This window comes from Mesorhizobium sp. M1E.F.Ca.ET.041.01.1.1, from assembly GCF_003997355.1.
In the GTDB taxonomy this organism is placed as follows: domain Bacteria; phylum Pseudomonadota; class Alphaproteobacteria; order Rhizobiales; family Rhizobiaceae; genus Mesorhizobium.
In genome coordinates this window covers 1-6966 of sequence record NZ_RZSL01000328.1, presented here as the reverse complement: position 1 = coordinate 6966, position 6966 = coordinate 1, and the positions used below count along the sequence as shown (strand labels likewise).

Below are 6966 nucleotides of genomic sequence, written 5' to 3'. Positions count from 1 at the left end.
GCGACGTGAACGCTCGCGAGATGGCGGCGATCCTGCCGCTAGCCGTCTTCGTTGTTTGGATCGGACTCTATCCGAAGCCCTTTCTCGAAATCATCGACGCCTCGGTGGAGCATCTGCTGGCGCAGGTGCACGGCAAGGGGGGCGCCCAATGACCGCCGCCGTGCTTTTCCAGTCGATCCTGGCGAGCCTGCCCGAGATCGTGGTGGTTACCGGGGCCTGCATCCTTCTGATCCTGGGACAGTTTGTGCGCAAAGGGCAGCAGCACTTCCTGGTCTGGGGTTCAGTCGCGATCGTGCTGATTGCCGCCTTTGCAACACTCATGCTGGCTGACGAGGTGCGGCCGGCTTACTCGGGCATGTTCATCGCCGACCGCTTCGCGGTCTTCTTCAAGGTCGTGTTCTACCTGGTCGCCGTTCTGACATTTCTTCTTTCGCGAAAATATGCCGAGATCGAAGGGATCGGGAGCAGTGAATACTATGTGCTGCTGCTCCTGGCGCTTTCGGGAATGATGATCATGGCCTCGGCGATCGACCTCCTGTCGATCTATGTAGGCCTCGAGCTGATGGTGCTCTGCACCTATGTGCTGACCGGTTTCCTGCGGCGGCAGCAGCGGTCGAACGAAGCGGCGCTGAAATTCGTGATCCTTGGCGGGGTCTCGACCGGGATTTTCCTTTACGGCGTTTCGCTGGTCTACGGGCTCGTCGGCACCACGCAGTTGGACAGGATGGCTGCGGCGGCGACCGGTGGTCCGCTCGATCCCGGATTGCTTCTGGCCGTGGTCTTTATCGTCGCGGGGCTGGCATTCAAGGTCGGCGCCGTGCCGTTCCATATGTGGGTACCGGACGTCTATGAAGGCGCGCCGACGACGATCACCGCCTTCATGTCGGTGGGGCCCAAGGCAGCGGGCTTCGCCGTGATCCTGCGGGTGTTCCTCAACCCGCTGGTCGCAGCCTCGAACGCCTGGATCATCGTCGCGGTCATTGCAGCCGCGACAATGGCGCTAGGTAGTTTCGTGGCGCTGGTGCAGGAGAATTTCAAGCGCCTTCTGGCCTATTCCAGCATCGCCCATGCCGGGTTCGCCATGTTCGGTGTGGCGGCCGGCGGTGCGGACGGAGTGGCCAGCGTGATGCTCTATTTGCTGATCTATGCGTTCATGAACCTCGGCATATTCGGCGCCGTCATCATGATGCGGAACGGCAATTTCTCGGGCGAGGTCATCGAGGACTACGCCGGCTTCGCCAAGTCGCATCGCGGCCTGGCGCTTCTGATGCTGCTTTATCTGTTCTCGTTGGCCGGCATTCCGCCGACGGCCGGGTTCTTCGCCAAGTTCTACGTACTGGTCGCGCTCGTCGAGCGGGGCTTTGTCATGCTGGCGGTGATCGCCGTGCTGCTAAGCGCCGTAGCCGCCTACTTCTACATCCGCATCGTGATGGTGATCTACATGCGAGAGCCGGAAGGCGCGTTCGTGCCGGCGCTGACGCCCTCGGTCCGCGCCACGCTCGCCTTCACCGCTGCAGGCACCATCGGCATCGGCCTATTTCCGGCGTGGTTTCTAAGGCTTGCCCAACATGCAGCAACCGGCGGCTGATCGATTGGATTTGCAATGATCCAATCGTCGGAATACTCTGGCGAACTAGAAAGGAATGCCCTTGTCGCTTCCAGGGCGCCCGCATCACCGGCCTCAAGGCGTCGGTGGCGGCCTGAGCAAAGCCCTCGGCGGGTGACCGGGGCTGTGCGACGTGACCGGAATGGAGTTCCTGCCGGTACTGTTCATGGTCGCCGGAATTGTTCTGGTGGCGATAGCTACCCTTTTTGTTTCCTCGCTGCTGCGCCCGTCCAACCCCTACCCCGCAAAGAACATGCCCTACGAATGCGGCATGGACCCGGCTGGTGAGGCCGCCGGCGGCCGCTTCAGGGTGCAGTTCTTCATCCTCGCGATCCTGTTTGTCGTCTTCGATGTCGAGACGATGTTCCTCTTTCCCTGGGCCGTCGTCCTGAAGGAAATCGGGCCGGTCGGCTATGTCGAGATGTTCGTCTTCATACTGCTGCTTCTCGTGGGCTTCGCCTACGCCTGGCTGAAGGGAGCGCTGGAATGGGAGGTGTAAACAACGCCATCCGCGACAGCGTGCTGTTCACCACGGCCGACAGCCTGATCAGCTGGGGCCGAAGGTCGGCGCTGTGGCCGGAGACCTTCGGCATCGCCTGCTGCGCCATCGAGATGATCTCGGCGGGCTGTGCCCGCTACGATCTCGACCGCTTCGGCGTGGTGTTCCGGCCTTCGCCGCGCCAGTCCGACGTGATGATCATCGCCGGCACCATAACGCGGAAATTTGCTCCCGTGGTGCGCCGGCTCTATGACCAGATGCCGGAGCCTCGCTGGGTCATCGCCATGGGCACCTGCGCGATCTCGGGCGGTGTCTACAACACCTATGCGGTGGTGCAGGGAGCCGAGACCTTCGTGCCGGTGGACGTGCATGTGCCCGGCTGCCCGCCACGGCCCGAGGCGCTGATGCACGGCTTCCTCCTGCTTCAGGAGAAGATCAAGAAATCCAGGGCGCTGGCAGGGGCGCCTGCGGAACGGGCCGCAGTGCCATGAGCGTGGAGACACCCCTCATCCCTGCCCTGATCGTGGAACGCTTCGGCGGGACGATCGAGCAGCTTGGTTTCTCGCACGGGGTTCACGCTTTCGCCGCTCCGCCTGGCATGATCGTCGAGCTTTGCCGGTTCCTCAAGGAACACCCGGCGCTGCGGTTCGATTTCCTGTCCGACATCTGCGGGGTCGATCACTACCCAGAAGCACCGCGCTATGAGGCGGTGTACCACCTCTTTTCGCTGCCGAACAAATGGCGTGTGCGGATCAAGTGCCGCCTCGGCGATCCGCCGCGGGTTCCGTCGGTGACGGGGGTCTGGCGCACCGCCAACTGGCATGAGCGCGAGGCCTGGGATATGTACGGGATCAGGTTCGAAGGCCACCCCGACCTGCGCCGGATCTATATGTGGGAAGGGTTCGAGGGCTTCCCGCAGCGCAAGGACTTTCCGCTCCGCGGCTACAAGGACAAGCTGAACCCGTTCGGCGCAGAGGGTCCGCCGCCGACGCAGCCCGACCTTGCCACCAAGGACATTCCACAGGGAGGCCGTTCCACACCCGGGACTTGAGATGACCGAAGTCACGGAACTGAGCCGGCCGGAAGCCGATACGCCCAACACCAGGGAGGTGCTTCTCAACCTCGGCCCACAGCATCCCAGTACGCATGGCGTGCTGCGGCTCGTCCTCGAACTGGATGGCGAATATGTCGCGCGCGTGGACCCGCATATCGGCTACCTCCACCGCGGCACCGAGAAACTGGCCGAGAGTTTCGCCTACACCCAGATTTTTCCGCTGACCGACCGGCTGGACTACCTCTGTCCACCCTCGAACAACCTGGCCTTCGCGCTTGCGGTGGAGAAGCTCCTGGGCATCCAGGCACCTGTCCGCGCGCAATATATCCGCGTGCTGATGGCGGAACTGGCGCGGATTTCCGGCCATCTCCTGATCACCGGCGCGCTTCCGATGGACCTGGGCGCCATGACCGCGCTGCTTTACGCCATGCGCGAGCGCGAAATGATCATGGACCTGCTGGAGATGATCAGCGGGGCGCGGATGCACACCTCATTCTGCCGGGTCGGCGGCGTGCGCGAGGACCTGCCCGATGGGTTCTTCCCTAAGATCCGGGAGTTCTGCGACATCTTCCCGAACCGGATCCGCGACTATGAACGGTTGCTCGACAGCAATCGGGTGTTCCTGAAACGCACGCAAGGGATCGGTGTGATTTCGCCCGAAGACGGCATCGATCTCGGCCTGAGCGGCCCGAACCTGCGCGCCTCGGGCGTCGACTGGGATATCCGCCGCGACGAGCCTTACGAAATTTACGACCAGCTCGATTTCAGGGTCATCACCAGGCAAGAGGGCGATTGCTATGCACGCTGGCGATGCCGGGTCGAGGAAATGCGCGAGAGCGTCCGGATCATCGAGCAATGCCTCGACCAGATGCCCGACGGGCCGTTCCAGATCGACATGCCGACGATCGCCTTCCCGGTGGACAAGGACCGGGTGCACTGTTCGATGGAGGCGCTGATCCAGCATTTCGACCTGTCGGCCTATGGCTTCAAGGTGCCGAAGGGCGAGGTCTATTCGGCGATCGAGGCGCCAAAGGGCGAGCTCGGCTTCTACATCGTCAGCGACGGGTCGCCGAAACCGTTCCGCATGAAGGTGCGGTCACCCTCGTTCGTCAACCTTCAGGGACTCTTCGGGGTCACCAACGCGCGCTATCTGGCGGATATGATCGCCGTGCTCGGCAGCCTCGACCCCGTGATGGCGGAGGTGGACAAGTAGCAGAGGATTTGGACGCGATGACCATGCGCGAAAAAATCGAAGAGGCGGCGGCGCGATATCCCGACCAGCGCTCGGCGATCATGCCCGCGCTTCTGATTGCGCAGAGGGAACATGGCCATCTGCCCGGCCCGGTGCTGGAAGAGGTCGCCGACATCCTCGGGGTCGAGCGTATCTGGGTCTACGAACTGGCGACCTTCTACACCCTCTTCCACACCGAGCCGGTCGGCATTTTCCACCTGCAGCTCTGCGACAACGTTTCCTGCATGCTGCGCCGATCCGAAGACCTGCTGAGGCACCTGGAGGAGGTGCTCGGGATCAAGAAAGGCGGCACTACCCCGGATGGGCTGTTCACGCTTTCGACAGTCGAATGCCTCGGTGCTTGCGAGATGGCCCCGGTGATGCAGGTCGGCGACGACTATCACGGCGACCTCGACATAGCGCGGATCGACGCGCTCCTGGACAGGCTGCGCGCGACGGTGCGGCGAGCGACAAGGGCCGATCTCGCCGCCGCAGGGCCGCCGGGAGAATAGCGCCATGTTCGAACCGGTCCTTCTCAAGAACGTGGACGCGCCGGATGGCCATCTGCTGTCGACCTATGAGGCCGGCGGCGGCTACAAGGCGTTGGCCAAGGCCCTGCGGGAGCACACGCCCGACGAGATCATCGACCTTGTCAAGAAATCCAACCTGCGCGGTCGCGGCGGAGCCGGATTTCCTACAGGAATGAAATGGAGCTTCGTGCCCAAGCGTGCCGGCAAGCCGAAATACCTGTGCTGCAACGCCGACGAAGGCGAGCCGGGCACCTTCAAGGACCGGATCATCATGGAGCGTGACCCGCACCAACTGATCGAGGGCATGGCGATCTCCGCCTACGCGATAGGAGCGGAAACCGCCTATGTCTATGTCCGCGGGGAATACACGCTGGCGATCGCGCGGCTGGAGCAGGCGATCGCCGAGGCTCATGCGAAGGGTTATCTGGGAACGCGTATCCTGGGCTCGGATTTCAGCTTCGCCGTGCACATCCATTGCGGAGCCGGCGCCTATATCTGCGGCGAGGAGACCGCGATGCTCGACTCGCTCGAAGGCAAGCGGGCGCAGCCGCGCCTGAAACCCCCCTTTCCGGCGGTCGAAGGACTCTACGCCAGCCCGACCGTTATCAACAACGTCGAGACGCTGGCCTGCGTCCCGCATATCGTGGTGCGAGGGGCCGACTGGTTCCGCGGCATCGGACCGGACAAGAGCCCCGGCCCAAAGCTCTATTGCCTCAGCGGACAGGTGCGCAAACCTGGCCTTTACGAGCTGCCGATGGGGATACCGCTGCGCGAACTGGTCTGTGATCATGCCGGCGGGCCGCTGCCAGGGCGCCAGCTCAAGGCGGTGATCCCAGGCGGGGTCTCGGCACCACTGATCCCGGAGCGCGGGCTGGACGTCGGGATGGACTTCGACTCGTTGGCCGCTGCCGGCTCGATGCTCGGCTCGGCCGGGGTGATCGTGATCGACGACTCGACCTGCATCGTCAAAGTCGCCACCCGGATCATCGAGTTCTTCCACCACGAGTCCTGCGGCAAGTGCACCCCCTGCCGCGAAGGGTTGAACTGGGTCGTCAAGGTGCTGCGCCGGCTCGAGGCGGGCCAAGGCGAGCCGGGCGATCTGGAACAGTTGGGGGCGCTCTGCAAGGGCATTTTCGGTAACACGTTCTGCGCTTTGGGCGATGGCGCGGCAATGGGCCTGCGGGCAGCACTGGCCCATTTCGAAGATGAATTCGTCACGCACATTGAGGAGCGGAGGTGCCCGTTTCACTGAAGAGGGCGCAACGAGAGGACCGCGAGGAAGCCATGGTTCGCGTGACAATCGATGAACGAACGCTGGAAGTGGAGGCGGGCTCCACGGTGCTTCAGGCCGCCGAGCGTCTGGGCATCGACATCCCGACCTTCTGCTACCTGAAGCGGCTGCCGGCGCTAGCCTCCTGCCGCATGTGCCTGGTGGAGATTGAGGGGCAGCGGCGGCTGCAGCCTGCTTGCGCCACCGCGATCACCGACGGCATGGTGGTGCACACGAACACGCGGCTGATCGAAGAAACGCGCTCTTCCATGCTCGACATGCTGCTTGCCAATCACCCACTCGACTGCCCGATCTGCGACAAGGGCGGCGAGTGCGAGCTTCAAGACATGGTGATGGCGTACGGACCCCGCGCAAGCCGGTTCCGCGATGCCAAGCGTGTGTTCCACTCCAAGGACATCCGTCTCAGCCCGGTCATCATCATGAACGTCAACCGCTGCATCCAGTGCCAGCGCTGCGTCCGGATGTGCGAAGAAGTCGTAGGCGCGGTCGCCCTGGGCACCGTTGAAAAAGGCATGGATACCGCTGTCACTGGCTTCGAGGGCAGTCTCGCGAGTTGCGACCAATGCGGCAATTGCGTCGAGGTCTGCCCGGTCGGCGCGCTGATGAGCTTCCCCTATCGCTACAAGGCGCGGCCCTGGGATCTGGTCGAGACCGACACGGTCTGCCCGCATTGCGGCACCGGCTGCCAATTGACCGTCGGTACACGCAAGGGCGAGTTCATGCGGGTCCGCTCGAAGGTGGAGCACGGGGTCAAC

General features: G+C 63.3%; 8 protein-coding genes and 1 pseudogene. All 9 read left to right on the top strand.

Annotation, left to right across the window (positions count from 1 at the left end):
* Window positions 1–152: pseudogene (locus EOA38_RS23350) on the top strand (NADH-quinone oxidoreductase subunit M); the annotation flags it as partial.
* Entirely contained in the window at window positions 149–1588 is a 1440-nt protein-coding gene (locus EOA38_RS23345) for an NADH-quinone oxidoreductase subunit N (protein ID WP_127300354.1), read from the top strand. The pseudogene EOA38_RS23350 and the gene EOA38_RS23345, both read left to right, overlap by 4 nt.
* A 151-nt stretch (window positions 1589–1739) precedes the next feature.
* Entirely contained in the window at window positions 1740–2105 is a 366-nt protein-coding gene (locus EOA38_RS23340; protein ID WP_127300353.1) for an NADH-quinone oxidoreductase subunit A, read from the top strand.
* Window positions 2093–2596: an NADH-quinone oxidoreductase subunit NuoB gene (nuoB, locus tag EOA38_RS23335; RefSeq protein ID WP_126092626.1), complete on the top strand. Its 504-nt coding sequence runs from the start codon at window positions 2093–2095 to the stop codon at window positions 2594–2596. The genes EOA38_RS23340 and nuoB overlap by 13 nt, the downstream gene beginning before the upstream one ends.
* The gene (locus tag EOA38_RS23330; protein WP_126092625.1) at window positions 2593–3156 is read left to right on the top strand and encodes an NADH-quinone oxidoreductase subunit C; all 564 of its coding nucleotides are present in this window, start codon (window positions 2593–2595) and stop codon (window positions 3154–3156) included. Before nuoB ends, EOA38_RS23330 begins: the two co-directional genes overlap by 4 nt.
* A 1-nt stretch (window position 3157) precedes the next feature.
* On the top strand, window positions 3158–4372 hold the full coding sequence (nuoD, locus tag EOA38_RS23325; RefSeq protein WP_126092624.1) for an NADH dehydrogenase (quinone) subunit D: 1215 nt from the start codon (window positions 3158–3160) through the stop codon (window positions 4370–4372).
* Between the two features lie 17 nt (window positions 4373–4389).
* Complete coding sequence (gene nuoE / locus EOA38_RS23320; protein ID WP_127300352.1) at window positions 4390–4902, top strand: NADH-quinone oxidoreductase subunit NuoE; 513 nt, start codon at window positions 4390–4392, stop codon at window positions 4900–4902.
* A 4-nt stretch (window positions 4903–4906) separates the two neighbouring features.
* Window positions 4907–6172 (top strand): NADH-quinone oxidoreductase subunit NuoF, encoded by a 1266-nt coding sequence (gene nuoF / locus EOA38_RS23315; RefSeq protein WP_126092622.1) that lies wholly within the window; start codon window positions 4907–4909, stop codon window positions 6170–6172.
* A gap of 32 nt (window positions 6173–6204) precedes the next feature.
* Window positions 6205–6966, top strand: a 762-nt coding sequence (locus EOA38_RS23310) for a 2Fe-2S iron-sulfur cluster-binding protein (RefSeq protein ID WP_127300351.1), incomplete at its 3' end; no start/stop codon positions are given.

Coding starts and splice junctions, on each gene's coding strand:
- EOA38_RS23330 (WP_126092625.1), top strand. CDS start 2,593: ATGAGCGTGGAGACACCCCTCATCCCTGCCCTGATCGTGGAACGCTTC.
- EOA38_RS23345 (WP_127300354.1), top strand. CDS start 149: ATGACCGCCGCCGTGCTTTTCCAGTCGATCCTGGCGAGCCTGCCCGAG.
- nuoF (WP_126092622.1), top strand. CDS start 4,907: ATGTTCGAACCGGTCCTTCTCAAGAACGTGGACGCGCCGGATGGCCAT.
- nuoE (WP_127300352.1), top strand. CDS start 4,390: ATGACCATGCGCGAAAAAATCGAAGAGGCGGCGGCGCGATATCCCGAC.
- nuoB (WP_126092626.1), top strand. CDS start 2,093: ATGGGAGGTGTAAACAACGCCATCCGCGACAGCGTGCTGTTCACCACG.
- nuoD (WP_126092624.1), top strand. CDS start 3,158: ATGACCGAAGTCACGGAACTGAGCCGGCCGGAAGCCGATACGCCCAAC.